14 protein-coding genes are annotated in these 18,435 nt (G+C 45.9%); 11 read left to right on the top strand and 3 right to left on the bottom strand.

From position 1 onward, the window contains the following. Window positions 1-142: 142 nt before the first annotated feature. Entirely contained in the window at window positions 143-2,920 is a 2,778-nt protein-coding gene (locus AB4323_RS11020; RefSeq protein WP_017064099.1) for an insulinase family protein, read from the bottom strand. A gap of 305 nt (window positions 2,921-3,225) precedes the next feature. Between AB4323_RS11020 and sixA the strand changes: the two genes are divergently transcribed. Further along, complete coding sequence (gene sixA, locus AB4323_RS11025; protein ID WP_372152467.1) at window positions 3,226-3,690, top strand: phosphohistidine phosphatase SixA; 465 nt, start codon at window positions 3,226-3,228, stop codon at window positions 3,688-3,690. A gap of 111 nt (window positions 3,691-3,801) precedes the next feature. Here the strand turns inward: sixA and smrB are convergent, their stop codons facing one another. Continuing rightward, window positions 3,802-4,332 (bottom strand): endonuclease SmrB, encoded by a 531-nt coding sequence (gene smrB, locus AB4323_RS11030; protein ID WP_017064096.1) that lies wholly within the window; start codon window positions 4,330-4,332, stop codon window positions 3,802-3,804. A 62-nt stretch (window positions 4,333-4,394) separates the two neighbouring features. Here smrB and prmB point away from each other — a divergent pair, with 62 nt between their 5' ends. The 10 genes from prmB (at window position 4,395) to hflX (ending at window position 16,683) form a co-directional block, all read left to right on the top strand. Continuing rightward, entirely contained in the window at window positions 4,395-5,327 is a 933-nt protein-coding gene (gene prmB, locus AB4323_RS11035) for a 50S ribosomal protein L3 N(5)-glutamine methyltransferase (protein WP_017060640.1), read from the top strand. Window positions 5,328-5,580: 253 nt separating this feature from the next. Beyond that, window positions 5,581-6,222, top strand: a complete 642-nt coding sequence (locus AB4323_RS11040) for a LysE family translocator (RefSeq protein WP_017060639.1) — start codon at window positions 5,581-5,583, stop codon at window positions 6,220-6,222. A 535-nt stretch (window positions 6,223-6,757) separates the two neighbouring features. Further along, the gene (locus tag AB4323_RS11045; RefSeq protein ID WP_372152469.1) at window positions 6,758-8,215 is read left to right on the top strand and encodes a protein adenylyltransferase SelO; all 1,458 of its coding nucleotides are present in this window, start codon (window positions 6,758-6,760) and stop codon (window positions 8,213-8,215) included. A 159-nt stretch (window positions 8,216-8,374) separates the two neighbouring features. Further along, window positions 8,375-9,103, top strand: a complete 729-nt coding sequence (locus tag AB4323_RS11050) for a response regulator (RefSeq protein WP_017076788.1) — start codon at window positions 8,375-8,377, stop codon at window positions 9,101-9,103. 45 nt (window positions 9,104-9,148) lie between these two features. Beyond that, complete coding sequence (locus AB4323_RS11055) at window positions 9,149-10,594, top strand: ATP-binding protein (RefSeq protein ID WP_372152471.1); 1,446 nt, start codon at window positions 9,149-9,151, stop codon at window positions 10,592-10,594. Window positions 10,595-10,705: 111 nt separating this feature from the next. Then, window positions 10,706-11,953, top strand: coding sequence for an ABC transporter substrate-binding protein (locus AB4323_RS11060; protein WP_017066147.1), 1,248 nt, complete (start codon window positions 10,706-10,708; stop codon window positions 11,951-11,953). Window positions 11,954-12,134: 181 nt separating this feature from the next. Continuing rightward, entirely contained in the window at window positions 12,135-13,073 is a 939-nt protein-coding gene (locus AB4323_RS11065) for a carbohydrate ABC transporter permease (RefSeq protein WP_017060634.1), read from the top strand. Continuing rightward, window positions 13,070-13,927: a carbohydrate ABC transporter permease gene (locus AB4323_RS11070; RefSeq protein ID WP_048613124.1), complete on the top strand. Its 858-nt coding sequence runs from the start codon at window positions 13,070-13,072 to the stop codon at window positions 13,925-13,927. The genes AB4323_RS11065 and AB4323_RS11070 overlap by 4 nt, the downstream gene beginning before the upstream one ends. Window positions 13,928-13,933: 6 nt before the next feature. Beyond that, window positions 13,934-15,046: an ABC transporter ATP-binding protein gene (locus AB4323_RS11075; protein WP_017066148.1), complete on the top strand. Its 1,113-nt coding sequence runs from the start codon at window positions 13,934-13,936 to the stop codon at window positions 15,044-15,046. 269 nt (window positions 15,047-15,315) lie between these two features. Next, window positions 15,316-16,683: a GTPase HflX gene (gene hflX / locus AB4323_RS11080; RefSeq protein WP_017071725.1), complete on the top strand. Its 1,368-nt coding sequence runs from the start codon at window positions 15,316-15,318 to the stop codon at window positions 16,681-16,683. 113 nt (window positions 16,684-16,796) lie between these two features. Here the strand turns inward: hflX and pfaD are convergent, their stop codons facing one another. Beyond that, a complete protein-coding gene (gene pfaD, locus AB4323_RS11085; protein ID WP_017071724.1) occupies window positions 16,797-18,434 on the bottom strand; it encodes an eicosapentaenoate synthase subunit PfaD in 1,638 nt (545 codons plus the stop codon). Between the last annotated feature and the right edge of the window lies 1 nt (window position 18,435).

The raw sequence follows: 18,435 nt of genomic DNA on the forward strand, positions 1-18,435 counted from the left end.
GGTGGTCAAACACACGTCAATCAAAACTACCGTCATCTCCTAAAGCGACGAAGGAGCGTAATAGGAGATCTGCTTTTGGGCTGCATCCAATAAAAAAGGTTGATGCTTTCACATCAACCTTATGATTTTCATTCCAGCTTTATCAGCCTAGCTCAGTATCTTTCGGGCGTAACTGAAACTCATCAATAGAGCCAATTTCAACACCTGCTGACAGCTTCTCTTCCTCATTATGAGCATTACCGTGAGCATGCATAATCAGGCGATTTGCCGTGCGTGGTTTTAGCTGGCTAACCACAAAACGCATCATGTCTGAGCGAGTTAACCCCTTAAGGTCTTCCAATACGCGCTCTCTCTGGTTGAACTCAACATCCTTATTGCCTATCGCAACCCATAAGCGCTGAGCTCGCCCTCGCAAAGTCGTATCTGGTGTCGAAATCTGATTCCAGAGACCGCGCTTACTGCTGTGCCATTGATAGTCGTTAAGCTCCAACAGCACCATGTAAAAGGCATTGAGGAACTCATCTATTGAAGCTAACAAGTCAGCAGGGGCGGCATTCGGTGATTGCACATACAACACAATACCAGGGTGTCGGTTGAGCGGCATATTGCCAGTACCGACCATGTAACCTAGCTGCTGCTTGGTTCGTATCTCATGGAAGAAAGTGGCCGACATCAAATGGTTTGCCAATGAATACAGCGCGATATTTTTAGGTGAAATATCAGGGCATTGGTAATAAACCACAATTGCTGAATCATCTTGGTTACACACCACTTCACGTTGGAAGCTGCCGTTTTCACCGAGCATGATGAGCGGACGCAGTGATTCTTCGTAAGCCTGATCTTGAACACGCAGTGCATCTTTTAGCGTTTCAGCCATCTTGTGTGCATCGGCTTTTTTCCAGTCGCCATACACAAACATCTCAACATGAAGTTCCGCCAAGATTGCTTGAACAAAAGAGGAGAGCTCATCGACCTCTATCGTTTCTAGGGCTTCAATTAACACGGAATAAGGCGGGTTATTTGGTTGAAGTATCCCAGTCATTGCATTAAACAACTGCGAAATAGGGCGATCTTGCGACGCGTTGTTCCAGTTTCTGAGCAATTGATGCTTGATGGTTTCGAAGCGTGTTGGACTAAAGTCGCGTGCTTGGAAACGTTCAAGAATCATATTGAGCAGTTGTGGCTGTTTCTCGCTAAACCCGGACAGAGTGAGCGTTACACCGCCCTGATGGGTGTACATGTTGTAGCCCATTCCGGCGATTTCAGCCTGATACGTATCTTTTTCGAGTGAGTCTAAGAACATTTCTACACACAAGCGTGTTTTAACGATATTTCTTGGGCTAGCGACTGAGTGCGGGCTATCGATAGCAACATACACCACACCTTTTGGCACCCGGAATTGATGGTCTTGCAGATGCCATAGCTTAAAGCCATCGAGCTCTTCTAACAGTTGTGGGAACTTAGCGTCACCTTCCAGTTCAGTCGGGTCTAGATCGTAGCAAATAAACGGGTTTTTGCTTGGGAGTTCAAACTGCCAACCGGGGTTAATGCACGTAAAGCATTGAACTTGTTCAGCGCTAAAAGGTGTGACCGAGTAGGGCGTAAAGTACCACTTCGCTTCCCTGTCATACTCGAATCCCTGAGCAACAATGGTCGCTCGCATGTTGTCTACGGTTAAGTAAGGCAGCAAAGAACGCTGTAATTCGTCATCGAAATGCGACATTTTGTAATCGCCATACACCACATCTTGCTCTTGGTAGTGCTGCATGTTGATGACGAGGTGGCTGACGACATCAAGCGGTCTTGCTGGCTCTTGAAAGCGGAAAGCAGACTCTAAAACGGCGCGTTTTTCTAGGTAGCGCCACTCTTCTATGCCTTGTTGTTCGACTAACTTGATGTACTGAAATATCGCTTGGATGATGTTATCGGTTTTGGTTAAACCTTCTATGGTCAATGAGCAACTGACTGTGAAATCACGGTAGTTACTGCCACTCGCGCCACCACCTGCAGAGAGAGATGTTATCCAGCCTTTCTCTTTGAGTTGCATCATCAAACTACCTTCACCTTCGTAACCTAAAAGATGGGCAAAGAACGACAATGGCTTAACGCCGTAGTGTTCGTCCATACTGGGCATAGGGAAGGTTAAGATCAGTTTGCGTACTTCTTTAATTGGCTCAACACGCACTTGTACGCCTGTGCTCAACTCGCCGACAATCGGAACTTCAACCTTTTTGCCTTGTAGGTTGTGATTGGTGATTGAGCTAAAGCGATCCTCAACCCAGCTTTGCATCTCATCTAACGACTGATTGCCAGACAGTGTCAGGGTCATTAAGTCAGCAGAGTATTGTTGCTGGTGGAAAGCTAAAATCTCTTGTCGAATCGTCTCGCCGTTTCTGTCGCCCAACGTATCGATATTACCGACAGAAAACTTCGAGAATGGGTGATTGTGATTCACCAGTTCTTTGGTAACTTGGTACAAGCGTCGTGAGTCGTCGTTGAGTTTCATCTTGTATTCGGAGTCAACGGCTTGGCGTTCTTTGTCTAACGCTTCTTCGTTGAAAAGGGGAGCGGTAAAAAATTGGCTGAAGCGATCGAGTGCGGTTTCAAAGGCATTCAATTCAACATCAAAAAAGAAGCAGGTGTGCTCTGTTCCTGTCCAAGCGTTGTTGCTACCGCCATGCTGGCTGATAAAACTTTGGAACTCTCCGACCTTTGGATACTTTTCAGTTCCCAAAAATAGCATATGCTCTAAGTAGTGAGCTAAACCCTCTCGGTCTGTAGGGTCATCAAAATGCCCCACATTGACGGCTAATGCGGCTGCTGCTTTTTGAGCATTTTGATCCTGAACTAACAGTACACGTAACCCGTTATTTAAGGTTATGTAGCGGTATTGATGTTCATCATTTGGGCTTAAGTGCACAGGAGCATCTCCAGAGAAGGTGGTTTTTAAATTATGTACCCGATGATTCGGCGTGCAAACCTTGTGATCATATTTTGGGATATGAAGTGCTTTTTGGCGATTTCTAAATCACTTTTATCGATTTTTATCAGTAATTTATTTTCTTTTAACAAGATTGTTAAGAAAGTCGAACTCTTTGGCAAGTGACTTGATATAATTATTTATATTGACTGCGGTTTCTCTGGATTGAGAGCCAAACCTAAGTAGCGTTTCGCTGATATATGGGATATATCGACTTTCGACATGTTACGAAGACAGGATTGAACATGAAAATATTCATTATGCGCCACGGTGAAGCAGAACATTTTGCCAACTCGGATGCAGAAAGAGCGTTGACCAAGCGCGGGAAAATGGCTTCTCTTGCCGTGGCACAAGCTGCAAATGAGCAGGGGATTAGTCAATTCGATAAAGTGCTGGTGAGCCCATATTTAAGGGCACAAGAAACGTGGTTAGAGATCTCTCAGGCGTTTTCTGGAAAGAAAGTAGAAACCTGTGATGATATTACGCCTTATGGAATGTCCGACGATGTGTTTGATTTGACCTTAGCAATGACTGAAGTAGAAAAACTAGAGACCATTTTATTTGTTTCTCATTTACCTCTAGTTGGCTACCTAACTGCAGAGTTTGCAACAGGCATGGCGCCGCCTATGTTTCCCACTTCGGGCCTAGCGTGTATCGACTTCAACCTTGAGACACAAAAAGGTGAGTTGCTTTGGAACATCAATCCATAAGCTCGTTGAGCTCTGTTTGATGACAAAGTTGCAGACAATTAGAAAGGGCATCTCAATATGATTGGGATGCCCTTTGTTGTTTTTTGGTGAGAGAGAGTTTGTTAACCAGAATTACTTCTCAGGAACCGAAAGCAAGACTAACAGCGCGCCATTGCCGCCAAACTCTAACGGTGCTTGGTGGAAAGCCATCACGTCTGGGTGCTGTGCTAACCACAAAGGCACCTTCTGTTTAAGGATGTGTTTACCGATACCGTGTTGAACACAGGCACACGCCACGCTCTCTTTCACGCAGTGCGCAATCATCGCGCCAAGCTCACGTTTGGCTTCTTGTTGAGTCATACCATGCATATCGAGATACACGTCAGGCACGTAGACACCACGACGGAGGCGCTTGACCTCATATTTAGAGACATCATCACGCGCATAACGCGTCGGACCGTCTTCGCTAAGATGCGGAATGAACTCATCCGAGAAATAAAACTCGCTATCACTGGCTTGTCTTGCCGTTCGAGTAATTTCTTTTTGCTTGGCATTTCTTTTTGGCTGCTGGACTATGGTATCCTGTTGCAACTTTTTAACGCCCTTTACTGCATCGTTGAACAGGGCGAAATCGTCATCGAAGTCGGTGTCTTTTTTGCTCATCAGGTTATGAATTCTAATTAGAAACGTAATTAGCAGTATTGTAGCGCTTTTCGGAGACAATTTTGGATAAGATTTTTGTAGAAGAAGCGGTATCAGAACTACACACGCTTCAAGATGTGATTCGTTGGACTGTTAGCCGCTTTAACGCAGCGGGCCTATTTTATGGTCACGGCACTGATAACGCGTGGGATGAGGCAGTACAACTTATCTTACCTACTCTTTATCTGCCGATTGATGTTCCTTCGCATGTGATGAACTCTCGTCTAACGAGCAGCGAACGTCTACGTATTGTTGAGCGCGTAATCAAGCGTATTAATGATCGTACACCAACGGCTTACCTAACCAACAAAGCTTGGTTCTGTGGTCTTGAGTTCTTCGTTGATGAGCGCGTTCTTGTGCCTCGTTCTCCAATTGGTGAGCTGATCGAAGCTCAATTCCAACCTTGGTTAACTGAAGAGCCAACTCGCATCATGGATATGTGTACGGGTAGTGGTTGTATCGCTATTGCTTGTGCTCACGCATTCCCAGACGCTGAAGTAGATGCGATTGATATCTCTACTGACGCATTGCAAGTTGCAGAGCAGAACGTTCAAGATCACGGCATGGAGCAGCAAGTGTTCCCAATCCGTTCAGATCTTTTCCGTGATTTGCCAAAAGAGAAATACAACCTGATCGTATCTAACCCACCTTACGTGGACGAAGAAGATATGAACAGCCTGCCAGATGAGTTTACTCACGAGCCAGAACTTGGCCTAGCAGCGGGTACAGACGGTCTGAAATTGGTTCGTCGCATCTTAGCTAATGCACCAGACTACCTAACTGACGACGGTATTCTTATCTGTGAAGTTGGTAACTCAATGGTTCATATGATGGATCAGTACCCAGAGATTCCATTCACTTGGATTGAATTCTCTAACGGTGGTCATGGCGTATTCATGATCACTCGTGAGCAGCTTGTTGCTTGCGCTGATGAGTTCTCTATCTACAAAGACTAGGTTTCAATTATTAGGTTAGTGCCCCTATCTTAGGGCTGTAAGCTTAGAACCTGACATCTAGTAAGACGTTCGATTTGAAACGTTTTTATTTAAACGCCATGCAGCAATGCATGGCGTTTTTTATTGCCTAGATTAAAGATGTTTGCATTTATATCGAAGACGTTAAGCGCAATATTTAGTTGATTAATATGAGGGCTTATTACATATTGGTGTTTAATATTTAGTCGTTTTAGTGAGTTAAGGAGGATTCACGATGAGCTTTGATACATGGATTTATTATTTATTAGCGGTGCTAATTTTAACGGCATCACCAGGCCCAAGTTCTTTATTGTGCATGACCAAAGGTGTGCAATCTGGCTTTAAATTATCGATATTTACTGCCTTGGGGAGCTTAACTGCGATTACTGGTATTTTAACTTTATCGTTTACCGGGCTAGGGGTAATTATTGCTTCGTCTGAAGTGGTATTTAATGTCATAAAATGGACTGGTGCAGCTTATCTGATCTTCCTCGGTTGGAAGTCTCTGCGCTCTAGCCAACAAGATTATGACAAGTTATCGGATCAACAAGGCGGTGCTCAATCTGTCAAAGAAAGCGCTGCGCAGCATTACTTAAGTGGCTTTATTGTTGGCGCGAGTAACCCCAAAGCTATCTTGTTTTTTACTGCACTTTTCCCACAGTTTATTGATCCCTCAATTGCGCTATTACCACAGTTTACCGTGTTTGCTTTTACCTTCGCAGTGATGGAATTGTCTTGGTTATTGGTGTATGCCTACTTGGGGGCGAAGTCGTCAAATTGGTTGTTTGCGAAAGGTCGAGCCAAGGTCTTTAATCGTGTCACTGGAGGTGTCTTTATTGGGGCTGGCGCACTGCTTTCGACGACCAGTCGAGCATAACTTTCTGTTTTATCAGAGAGGTGAATGGTTACAGAATATTCTTGATGCTGTCATAAAAGGTTAATATTAATGTGCTTGCTGCTTTTGGCGAAAAGCCGATATATTGTAGTTACACCATCACGTTCTCAAGGAGAGACATATGCAGCATCAAGAAATGATTCAACACAGTAACTTTGGCGTAATCAGTCGTACTTGGATTTTCTCTACCCTTTCTCTAGTGGGTATTCTTGCTCTAATGTAGTCAGCTTCATGGCTCTATAGTTTTAGTTTTTATTATGAAATCACTTGTTAAAAAGTCTTCAAAGTCAGAACTCTTTCTCTTATAAATGTGGCTTTTCTCATCAGGCTAGCCACTTAACTTTTTCTTAGTCATCTTCTTCTAGCAAGCATCCCCCAGTAATTTACTCCTAGTCACCACTTTCTTCCTGTGGAATGGTTTATCACCTTACCTCTATAAACAAGCGCCATCGCACTTCTGAAGTTGTTACGAAACTGTGATAATCTTAAGTTATCTTTTATCTACAGTGTATCTCTCATGTCTGTCTGGGATTCTATTTCATTTAACAATCGATTTACTGCATTACCTCGACTGTTCTATACCCCAATCCAACCAACTCCGTTAAGCAATGTCCAATGGCTCGCCTGGAATCAAACCCTTGCAACTGACCTTGGCTTTCCGTCATTTGAGAGCGCTTCAGAAGAATTGCTAGATACCTTGTCTGGCAATGTGGAACCAGAGCAATTTTCTCCGTTATCGATGAAATACGCAGGCCATCAGTTTGGTGCTTATAACCCTGATTTAGGTGATGGAAGAGGGCTGTTATTAGCTCAAATTGTCGCGAAAAGTGGCGAAACGTTCGATTTACACCTTAAAGGTGCCGGTAAAACGCCCTATTCACGTATGGGCGATGGACGCGCTGTTATTCGATCAACCGTTCGTGAGTACTTATGTAGCGAAGCGATGGCAGGGCTCAATATCCCAACCACTCGCGCGTTGGCTATGATGACCAGCGACACACCGGTATATCGAGAGAAGCAAGAGTGGGGCGCATTGTTGGTGCGTGCTGCCGAATCACACATCCGTTTCGGTCACTTTGAGCATCTGTTTTATACCAATCAGTTGGCTGAGCATAAGTTGCTGGCCGATAAAGTCATTGAATGGCACTTCCCTGAGTGTCTCGATGAAGAGAAACCTTACGCTGCTATGTTTAATCAGATTGTTGACCGTACCGCGGAGATGATTGCGTTGTGGCAAGCGAATGGTTTTGCTCATGGCGTGATGAACACCGATAACATGTCGATCATCGGGCAAACTTTCGATTATGGTCCGTTCGCGTTTCTTGATGAATATGACCCAAGATTGATCTGTAATCACTCGGATTACCAAGGTCGTTATGCTTTTAACCAGCAGCCAAGAATAGGGCTTTGGAACCTGTCGGCACTGGCTCACTCACTTTCTCCGCTGGTGGATAAGGCCGACTTAGAGGCGGCTTTAGAGCAGTACGAACCGCAAATGAACGGTTACTTTAGTCAGATGATGCGTCGTAAGTTGGGGCTACTTTCGAAACAAGAAGGTGACAGTCGTTTGTTTGAATCTATGTTCGAGCTGATGTCGCAAAACAAAGTCGACTACCCAAGATTTTTTAGAACGTTGTCGAATTTGGATACCTTGCAGCCGCAAGAAGTGATTGATTTGGTTATCGACCGAGAGGCAGCAAAGCTGTGGGTAGATAACTACTTACAACGCTGTGAACTGGAAGAGAGCTCAGTGGCAGAGCGCTGCGAAAAGATGAGGCAGGCAAACCCGAAATTCATCCTCAGAAACTACCTAGCTCAACTGGCGATAGACAAAGCAGAGCGCGGTGATAGCAGCGACATTGATGCTTTGATGGTGGTACTGGCAGACCCTTACGCGGAACACCCGGATTATGAGCACCTTGCGGCTTTACCTCCTGAGTGGGGTAAAGCCATGGAGATCAGCTGCTCTTCATAACCAACCAATAGCGGATTAAGCCCTAAAGATTCAGATAGAGGTCACTAAGTTGTGATCTTTATCTGTTTGTTCTTCTAACTTTACAAACATGTCAATAATCAAACAATCGGCCAGCCTATACACTATGTGAATAAGTTGTAAATTTAATAGGTTTGGGCGATGCCAACAAATACTCGAATTCTCGTGGTGGATGATGATCAAGAAATCCGCGAGCTGCTGGAAGAGTACCTTACAAAATCGGGTTTCGATGTCTCTTCTGTTGGAGACGGTGTTGAATTAGAAACCCACCTGCAAAGCCAAGGTTATCCAGACCTGATTCTGCTCGATGTTATGCTCCCCGGTGACGATGGTTTTACCTTGTGTCAGCGAGTTCGAAAGCAATCTAATGTGCCAATCATCATGCTTACAGCGGTATCGGATGAAACCGATCAAATTATTGGTTTAGAAATTGGTGCCGATGATTACATTGCCAAGCCGTTTAGTCCGCGCCAATTAATGGCTCGTATCAAAGCACTACTACGCCGTGTTCAAGTGGTGGATGACAAGCCAAGTGATGCACTGCCAAAGCAGATTATTTTTGGTGATTGGACGCTCGATACACTAGCGCATCGAATCTCCCACAATGAAAATTCAGAAGAAATGGACTTGTCAGGCAGCGACTTTTCTTTGTTGATGTTGTTCTTAACTCGCCCTAACGAAGTTCTCGACCGTGACACTATCTCATTCGCGACCAGAGGCCGTGAAGCGTTGCCTTTTGAGCGAGGCATTGATGTGCAGCTTAGTCGTCTGAGAAGCCGATTGGGCGACAGTGGCAAGTATCCTCACTACATCAAAACCATGCGCGGTAATGGCTATATCCTCGCTGTGCCTGTTCAGTATGAACACTGATAATCAAGTGATGTTAATGAGCACCTCGGCAATGAAGTATTTCCTATGAACGGGTTGAGTCGGTTAAAGCCAAACTCTTTGGTTGCCAGAACATTGTTACTGACCTTGTTAGCCGTGGTGATTGCTCAGGGTATCGCAACGTCTATTTGGTATAGCGAATCCAAACACAAAGAGTTGGAAGGGATTCGTTCTGCCTCCGAAAGCATGGCCAATATGTTTGCCTCGACGGTGACTTTCTTTCAGTCTCTACCCGTCAAATATCGTCATATCGTATTAGATCAGATCCGCAATATGGGCGGTACGCGCTTTTTCGTCTCTTTCAATAAAGAGGCGTTGATTGTCGAACCGATCCCTGATACCCGTTTAAAAACCGCCTCGATTGAAGCTATAGAAAGTGTTTTGAGTAGCAAGCTCAATAAAGTCGAATCAGTGCGGGTTGATTTCTCTCGCCCTGAACATCTTCGTTTGCTTAAAAATGACATCTACTTGAGCGATCTCCCACGATCGTGGGCACATCATACTTTAACCTTAGAACCTCTTAACCCTCCTATTCTGGTTGTTCAGATAGAATTAGCCAGTCATGAATGGGTGTATATCGCCGCGTTGTTGCCTGCGCCTTACGTCAAACTCGACGATACGATTCTCGGCAGAGAACAGGTGATCTTCTTAGTTTCCTCGACCCTCATTCTTTTGGTTTTGACTTACTTGATGATTCGTCGGCAAGTACGCCCTCTTAAAAAATTAGCAAGAGCGGCCAATGAGATGAGTATGGATATTCAGCAGCCGCCACTTAACGAAGAGGGGGCTACTGAGCTGGTGACGGCGACCCGAGCGTTTAATCGAATGCAGCAACGGATTCGTCGCTATGTTGCCGACCGTGAGCACCTTTTCTCTGCAATCTCACATGATTTAAAGACACCAATAACACGGCTTAGACTACGAGCCGAGCTATTGGAAAGCGAAGTAAAGAAAGACAAGTTCAATAAGGATTTGGATGAGCTTGAGATGATGGTTAAGGGCGCTTTACAAGCGGTAAGAGATACCGACCTTCACGAAAACAACGCCATTATCGACCTCAATGAGATGATGCTCTCCGTGATTGAACTGCACAACCAACATCAAACCTTGGTTGAGTTTGAGCCCATTGTGGTTGACCCGTTAGTCGCCAAACCATTAGCCATTAAACGTGTGCTGACCAATCTTATCGACAACGCTGTGAAATATGGGACATCAGCTGAAGTCGATATTAACAGTGATTCAGTGTGGGTTATCGTGACTATTCAAGATCACGGAAAAGGTATTCCTGAAGACAAGTTAGAGTTGGTGTTTGAACCTTACTTCAGGCTCGCCACTGACGACCAAGGACACGGTTTAGGGCTTGGAATCTGTCGAAACATCCTACACGGACACGGCGGAGATCTCATTATTCGTAACTCCCCTCAAGGCGGCTTAGAAGCTAAAGTCTATATTCCACGCGGCCTAGAAGTTTAATGTAACAATTGTGTTACATTGAGCTTACCTTTTGTTTCAATCTTACAAATCAGAATAAGTAGACTCTGTATTGAACCGGACGTCGAGTCCGCTAAAACATGGAAGATAATAATGAAAATCAATAAAACCCTACTTACTCTATCTCTTCTTGCTGCCTCAACATTTTCTCAAGCTGGTGAAGTGGAAGTGCTTCACTGGTGGACTGCCGGTGGCGAAGCGAAATCCGCAGCTGTACTGAAAGAGATGATTGAAGAACAAGGCCATACTTGGAAAGATTTCGCTGTTGCTGGTGGCGGCGGTGAAAGTGCGATGACTGTTTTGAAAACTCGAGCAGTGTCGGGCAATCCTCCATCTGCGGCGCAGATTAAAGGTCATGATATTCAAGAGTGGGGTGGTTTAGGTTTTCTAACGTCTCTCGATGCAACTGCGAAACAAGAAAAATGGGATGAGCTACTGCCAGAAGTGGTCACTAAAGTGATGAAGTGGGATGGCGAATATGTCGCAGTTCCTGTCAACGTTCACCGTGTTAACTGGCTTTGGGCGAACCCTGTTGTTTTAGAAAAATCAGGCGTGACGGTTCCAACTACGTTAGATGAGTTCTTTGTTGCCGCAGACAAGATTAAAGCGGCTGGCTTCATTCCACTGGCTCACGGTGGTCAACCTTGGCAAGACGCTACGGTATTCGAAGCTGTAGCACTTGATGTACTAGGCAGTGAAGATTACAACAAAGCGTTCGTTGATCTGGATATGGACGTGTTATCTGGCGACAAAATGGTGGAAGTGTTCACCAAGTTCAAAAAGATGCGTGATTACATCGACAGCAACTCTCCGGGTCGTGATTGGAACGTAGCAACTTCGATGGTTATCAATGGCGAAGCGGCAATGCAGATCATGGGTGACTGGGCGAAAGGTGAATTTACTGCGGCAGGCAAAGTACCGGGTAAAGATTACATCTGTGCACCAGCACCGGGCACTGATGGCCAATTCACTTTCAACATCGATAGCTTTGCGTTCTTTGAGCTGAGTGACAAAGAGAACCAAAAAGCGCAGCAAGACCTAGCGAAAACCATTCTTACCAAAGATTTCCAAGAAGTCTTCAACCTTAACAAGGGTTCTATCCCTGTACGTCTAGATATGGACATGTCTAAGTTCGACCAATGTGCGTTGGATTCAATGGCAACCTTCAAAGCGAGTGCGAAATCTGGCGATCTTGTTCCGAGTATGGCTCACGGCCTAGCGACAACAAGCTACGCTCAAGGCGCGATTTACGACGTGGTAACCAACTTCTTCAACGAAAAAGATGCCGATCCAAAACAAGCGGCGGCTAAGTTAGCGAAAGCTGTGAAAGCGGCTATCTAATATAACTTGATAAGCGACACACAACGCACGTGAGTGACGGGTTGTGTTGCTTTACCAAACCCCCAGGGTGGGTAGGCTCGTAGGGAGCCTATCTACTCTTCACTCCCAATTCTGATATGCGTGATGCTGATGTGGTGCCGAAAGGTAAGCCATTGGCTCGATTGTGCAACAAGGATAAGTTATGGAGCATGTTTTGACTGAGTCGACTCCAAAACCCACAAGGAGCCAGCCTGCGCCCAAGCCTAGCTTTGCTGACAGGTTGCAACATTGGTTACCCAAGATTGTACTGGCGCCGACCGCGTTAGTGACCGTGGTGTGTATCTACGGCTATATATTCTGGACGGCGGCGCTGTCGTTTACGAATTCTCGATTTTTACCGAGCTTCAACTTTGTTGGTTTAGCTCAATATGAAAAGCTGATGGACAACGATCGCTGGATCACCTCAATCACCAACCTCGGTGTGTTTGGTTTTCTGTTCATGGCGATTGCTATCTTGTTGGGTGTGGGTTTGGCGGTATTGCTTGACCAGAACATCCGTCAAGAAGGCGCGATTCGTACCATTTATTTATACCCAATGGCCTTGTCATTCATCGTGACGGGTACCGCTTGGAAATGGATTCTCAATCCGGGTCTTGGCATTGAAAAACTGATGCAAGATTGGGGCTTTACCGACTTCAAATTCGATTGGTTAGTCGACTCTGAAATGTCGGTCTATACCTTGGTTATCGCAGCACTTTGGCAGTCGTCAGGCTTCGTGATGGCGATGTTCTTAGCCGGCCTTCGTGGCATTGATTCTTCAATCATCAAAGCCGCTCAAATTGATGGGGCAAGCTTACCCACTATTTATCTGAAAATCATTCTACCTTGCTTGCGCCCTGTGGTTTTCAGCGCGGTGATCATCACCTCACACATTGCGATTAAGAGTTTCGACCTTGTGACCGCGATGACAGCGGGTGGCCCAGGTTATTCATCGGATCTTCCTGCGCTATTCATGTACGCACACTCATTTACGCGTGGACAAATCGGCCTTGGTGCTGCCAGTGCCATGATGATGCTTGCTGGTATCTTAGCGATTCTCGTGCCTTATCTTTACTCTGAACTTAGGGAGAAAAAGTCATGATGAATAACATCAATTTTGCTCGAATATTTATCTATTCAGCACTGCTTTTCTTCTGCTTAGTTTATTTAATGCCACTGTTCGTAATGGTACTGACCTCATTCAAAACTTTGCCAGACATTAAGGCGGGTAACTTGATGAGTTTGCCGAAAGAGTGGGTGTTTGATGCTTGGTATAAAGCGTGGGATACCGCCTGTACGGGCGTGAAATGTGAAGGCATCAAAGGCTACTTCTGGAACTCGTTCCAAATGGTGATTCCTGCGGTTGCGATTTCAACATTGCTCGGTGCATTCAATGGTTATGTAGTGACGAAATGGCAATTCCGAGGCTCGAATCTGTTCTTCAGCTTACTGTTGTTTGGTTGCTTCATTCCGTTCCAAGTGGTGCTACTACCAATGGCAACCATGCTCGGCAAGATGGGGCTAGCGAACACAACCATCGGCTTGGTGATTGTGCACGTTATCTACGGCATGGCGTTTACAACTCTGTTTTTCCGTAACTTCTACATCTCGATTCCGGATGAATTGATCAAAGCAGCAAAACTGGATGGTGCAGGCTTCTTTACCATTTTCTTCAAGATCTTATTACCGATCTCTACGCCTATCATCATGGTGACGGTGATCTGGCAGTTCACCGCAATCTGGAACGATTTCTTGTTCGGGGTGGTGTATTCCGGCTCAGAGACTCAGCCAATCACCGTAGCATTAAATAACTTAGTCAACACCAGCACGGGCGTTAAAGAATACAACGTTGATATGGCTGCCGCGATCATCGCCGCGCTGCCAACGCTGTTGGTGTATGTCTTCGCAGGAAAATATTTTGTTCGTGGCCTAACGGCAGGATCAGTAAAAGGATAATTACCCATGGCAACATTAGATTTAAAACAGATCCGTAAAACCTATCGCAACGCGGACAACGAAACGTTAAAGGGCATCGACATCAGTATCGATTCGGGGGAGTTCTTGATACTTGTCGGCCCTTCGGGGTGTGGAAAATCCACCCTAATGAACACCATTGCTGGGCTAGAAAATATTAGCTCGGGTGAAATCGTGATTGATGGTGTTGACGTGGCCCAGGTTGAACCTAAAGACCGCGACATCGCGATGGTATTCCAGTCGTACGCACTTTACCCAAACATGACGGTACGCGGCAATATCGCCTTCGGCTTGAAGATCCGCAAGATGCCACAAGACGAAATCGACGCAGAAGTGAATCGCGTCGCTGAAATGCTACAAATCGAACAACTGCTTGATCGTAAACCATCGCAGCTTTCTGGTGGCCAGCGTCAACGTGTCGCGATGGGACGCGCTCTAGCTCGTCGTCCTAAGCTGTATCTGTTTGATGAGCCGCTTTCGAACTTGGATGCCAAGCTACGTGTTGAGATGCGTCATCAGATTAAGCGCTTGCACCAGAAGCTCAATACCACGATCGTTTATGTAACCCATGATCAGATCGAGGCAATGACACTGGCTGATCGCATCGCAGTAATGAAAGATGGCGAGCTGCAGCAGCTCGGCACACCGCAAGAGATCTACACCAAACCCAACAATATGTTTGTGGCTGGCTTTATGGGCTCACCATCAATGAACTTCATTAAGACCATGGTGGACTTGGATGATGAGCAGAATCCGATCATCAAAGTAACGGGTACAGCTGAGCAAGAGCACCACATTCGATTACCACAAAGCATGCGTGAGCAAGATGGCAAAGAAGTGGTGATTGGCCTGCGCCCTGAACATATTACCGAGCAGGAAAGTGAAGATGTGTCGGCAACGACCAAGCTAGACTTGCAGTTAGAAGTGCTAGAACCAACAGGGCCAGATACGATTGCGATGGTGAAAGTGAACGACCAAGAAGTGGCATGTCGCTTGTCGCCAGAATTTGAAGTGTCAGTTGGGCAAATGGCGCCGCTGCATTTTGACTTATCAAAGGCGGTATTCTTTGATGCTCAGACTGAAGCGAGAATTGATTTTTAGTTTTTGAGACAGTAGCTCAATGAGAGTCTAAGCTTAAGCAAAGGCAGTATCACTAATTACTAATAAGTAACGTGATGCTGTCTTTTTTGTGTTTTAGCCTGTTTTATTTCCTCACGAAAACAGAGGGATAAACGAGATAAATGGATTAACTGCAATAATATCGCTAATTAGCCTCCGTTAGCTCTATAAAGCTGACCGAGAACAGCGTAGGATCGCGCTACTTTAGACCAAATACTAGGTTGCACATTAGTGCATAAACAGAAGAATACATGAAACTAACAGCAAAACCCTCAGCTAGTAACGCTTTACTTATTTCTATTACGACACCGGACTTCAAAGGTGACGAAGCAAAAGAGTCTCTTGCCGAACTTGCTCGCTTAGTAACAACCCTAGGGTTTAAAGTGGTCGGTACACAATCACAGCACCACAGTTCAACACAACGACAAAACGTGTTGGGCGCAGGTAAGCTTGCAGAAATTGCACACTTAACCGGTTACCAAGGTTCGATTGAAGAAGCCGAAGATGAAGATTTTATCGATGAGTCTTTTGATTTTCGTGCTGGTATCGATGAGTTAGATTTTGATGATCTTCCATCTGAAGACGTGGAGTTTGGTACTGCTGACGTAGTGGTATTCGACTGTGATTTGAGCCCATCTCAACTGCGTAATGTAGAAGCTCACTTGGGTGTCGAGGTGTTTGACCGTACTGGTATCATCATTGAGATCTTCAGCCGTCATGCTCGTACTCGTACCGCACGTCTGCAAGTTGAAATCGCTCGACTAAACTACCTAGTGCCTCGACTGCGTGAGACGGCCGACGGTGATAAAGAGCGTCAAATGGGTCAGGGTGCAGGTGAAACTTCACTAGAGCTAGACCGCCGTAAAGTACGTGACCAAATTGCTGCACTTAAGCGTGAGCTGGTTAGCGTACAAGACGAAATGAAGAACCGACGCACTCAGCGTTCGGAGCTTTTCACTGTTGCTCTGGTTGGCTACACCAACGCGGGTAAATCTTCGATGATGCGCGCTATGACCGCAACCGAAGTGAGCGGTGAAGATAAGCTATTCGCGACCTTAGATACCACGGTTCGTGCACTTCAGCCGATCACTCAGCCGCGTATCTTAGTGTCAGATACGGTGGGTTTCATCAAGAAACTGCCACACGATCTGGTTGCTTCATTCCACTCAACACTAGCAGAAGCGCATGATGCTTCATTACTGCTTTATGTGGTTGATGCTTCTGATGTTTCATTCCGCGCACAGCTTGATGTGGTACACGAAGTATTAGCGCAAGTGGGCGTTGAAGGCAGCGAAAAACTATTGGTACTGAACAAGTGCGATAGATTGAGCGAAGAAGAACAGTTAGAGCTGATTGAAGAATTCCCAGATGCAATGCTGACCTCGACTCGTGACCCGCTCGATATCACCAAACTACACAAGTACATTGTGGGTGTGGCTGAACAAGGCATGATCGAAGAAGAGATCACGATTCCTTATTCTGGACAAGGCATCATTGGTGAGATTCGCTCAAACATGAGTGTGGTAAAAGAAGAGTACGACTACGAATGCATCAAGCTTACTGTACGCTCAAGTGCAATTGATTTAGCGCGCTTGAAAAAGCGTATGCAGAAGTCTTAATTTTGTAGCGAGCCTGGCAAGAACAACCAAAAGAAAAGCGACCCGTTAAGGTCGCTTTTTTGTTTCCTGTCGCTGAGTAATTAGTTACTCGTCAACCAGTCCATTTAGGTCATTTACGCCATTCTTTGAGTTGGCTTCCATCGTGCTAGTTCTGGATCAAGCTTGATGCCTTGCGAAGTCAGCAGGTTAACACGTGCTAAGTAAGCCGCACCGTGCATCAGGTGCTTAGCAAGGTCGACCGCATTACGCTGCTGGTAATCATCTAGGTAGCTGTCTTTTGCCCACGCGTTGAATGCGCCAAGTGCAGGGCCAGCCCATACTTGATAATCCATTTCACGACCTTGTTCGCCCGTGTTTGACCAGCGGCTAGAAAGCCCCAAGTACCAGCGGAAAATCAACGCCATTTTACGCTTCGGGTTGCCTTCAGCGCGTTCGATCTGTTTAGGGTCGCGCTCGTTAAAGTGAGCAACAGTACCTGCCCAGATGTCATCCAATGTTGAACGGAATACCTGCTTCTCTAGCTTTTGACGTTCTTCAACTGGAATCGCTTCAATGGAGTCGTAGCGTGTGTAGATCTCGTAAAGCTTGTTTGCACGCATTGGGAACAAGGTACCGCGCTTAACCACTTGCAGCTTCACGCCCATTTCGAACATGTCTGCTGCCGGAGCCATAGTCACGTCAGCCATTTCAGTTGTCGAAAGCAGCTTACGTGTGTGTTCGCTCGCGCCAGCTTCAACACAGGCTTGGTTAATAGAACCAGTAACAATGTATGCCGCGCCCATGTTAAACGTTGCTAGAGCTGCGTCAGGCGTGCCGACGCCACCACCACAACCAACACGCAGCGGTGTTTTGAATTGGTACTGAGCTTGGATCTGTTCTTTCAACGCAAGAATCGTTGGTAACAGGGTAACTAGAGGGCGGTTATCGGTGTGACCACCAGAATCCGCTTCTGCAGTAATGTCATCCGCCATTGGAACCAACTGTGCTAGCTCCATCTGTTCTGCTGTGATTCGACCTTCATCAACCAAAGCTTGCAGCATTTTCACAGGAGCAGGCTGCATGAACTTGCTTGCGACTTCAGTACGGCTCACTTTTGCGATGACTTTGTTGCCAATCTGGATTTCGCCTTTTGCATCACGGCTTAGACCAGCAGCACGATAGTGAACAATTTGCGGTGTTAAACCTAAGAAGGCTGAAGCCTCAACCGTTTTCACTTTGTGCTTCAAAAACAGCTCTACACTGCCGCGCTCTAGTGCAGGTTCACTTGGGCTGTGAATCAGGTTAAACGCGTAAGGGCCGTTTGGTAGCGCTGCTTGAATACGGTTGATCGCTTGCTCAACGCGAGACGGGATTAAGCCTGCCGCGCCAAATGAACAAAGAATGCCTGCCTGACCAAGCGCAATTACAAGCTCTTCAGATGAGATGCCGTTGGCCATTGCGCCTGCGTAGTACGCGTATTTTACGCCATGACAGCGACGAAACTCTTCGTCGCCCAAGCTTTGTGTACCGAGTGCAGGAGCAAATGCGCTAACAGGTTGGCTGTTCGCTGCACTTGCTGAATCACCCGATGTAATTTCAGCTTGTTGGCTGACGCCTAAGCCTTTTTCTGGGTGGCTCACTACGTAACAAGCAAGGCTTAAATCTTTCAAGATTGTCGACATTGCCGCGCTATCAAAATGAGTTGTTTTCTCTTCAATCTGCCAAGGCCACGGAGATAGCTTTTCGTTATTGATAGTAGTTTGAGTTGTCATA

It is taken from the genome of Vibrio sp. 10N.261.52.C11, from assembly GCF_041471405.1.
GTDB lineage: Bacteria > Pseudomonadota > Gammaproteobacteria > Enterobacterales > Vibrionaceae > Vibrio > Vibrio crassostreae_C.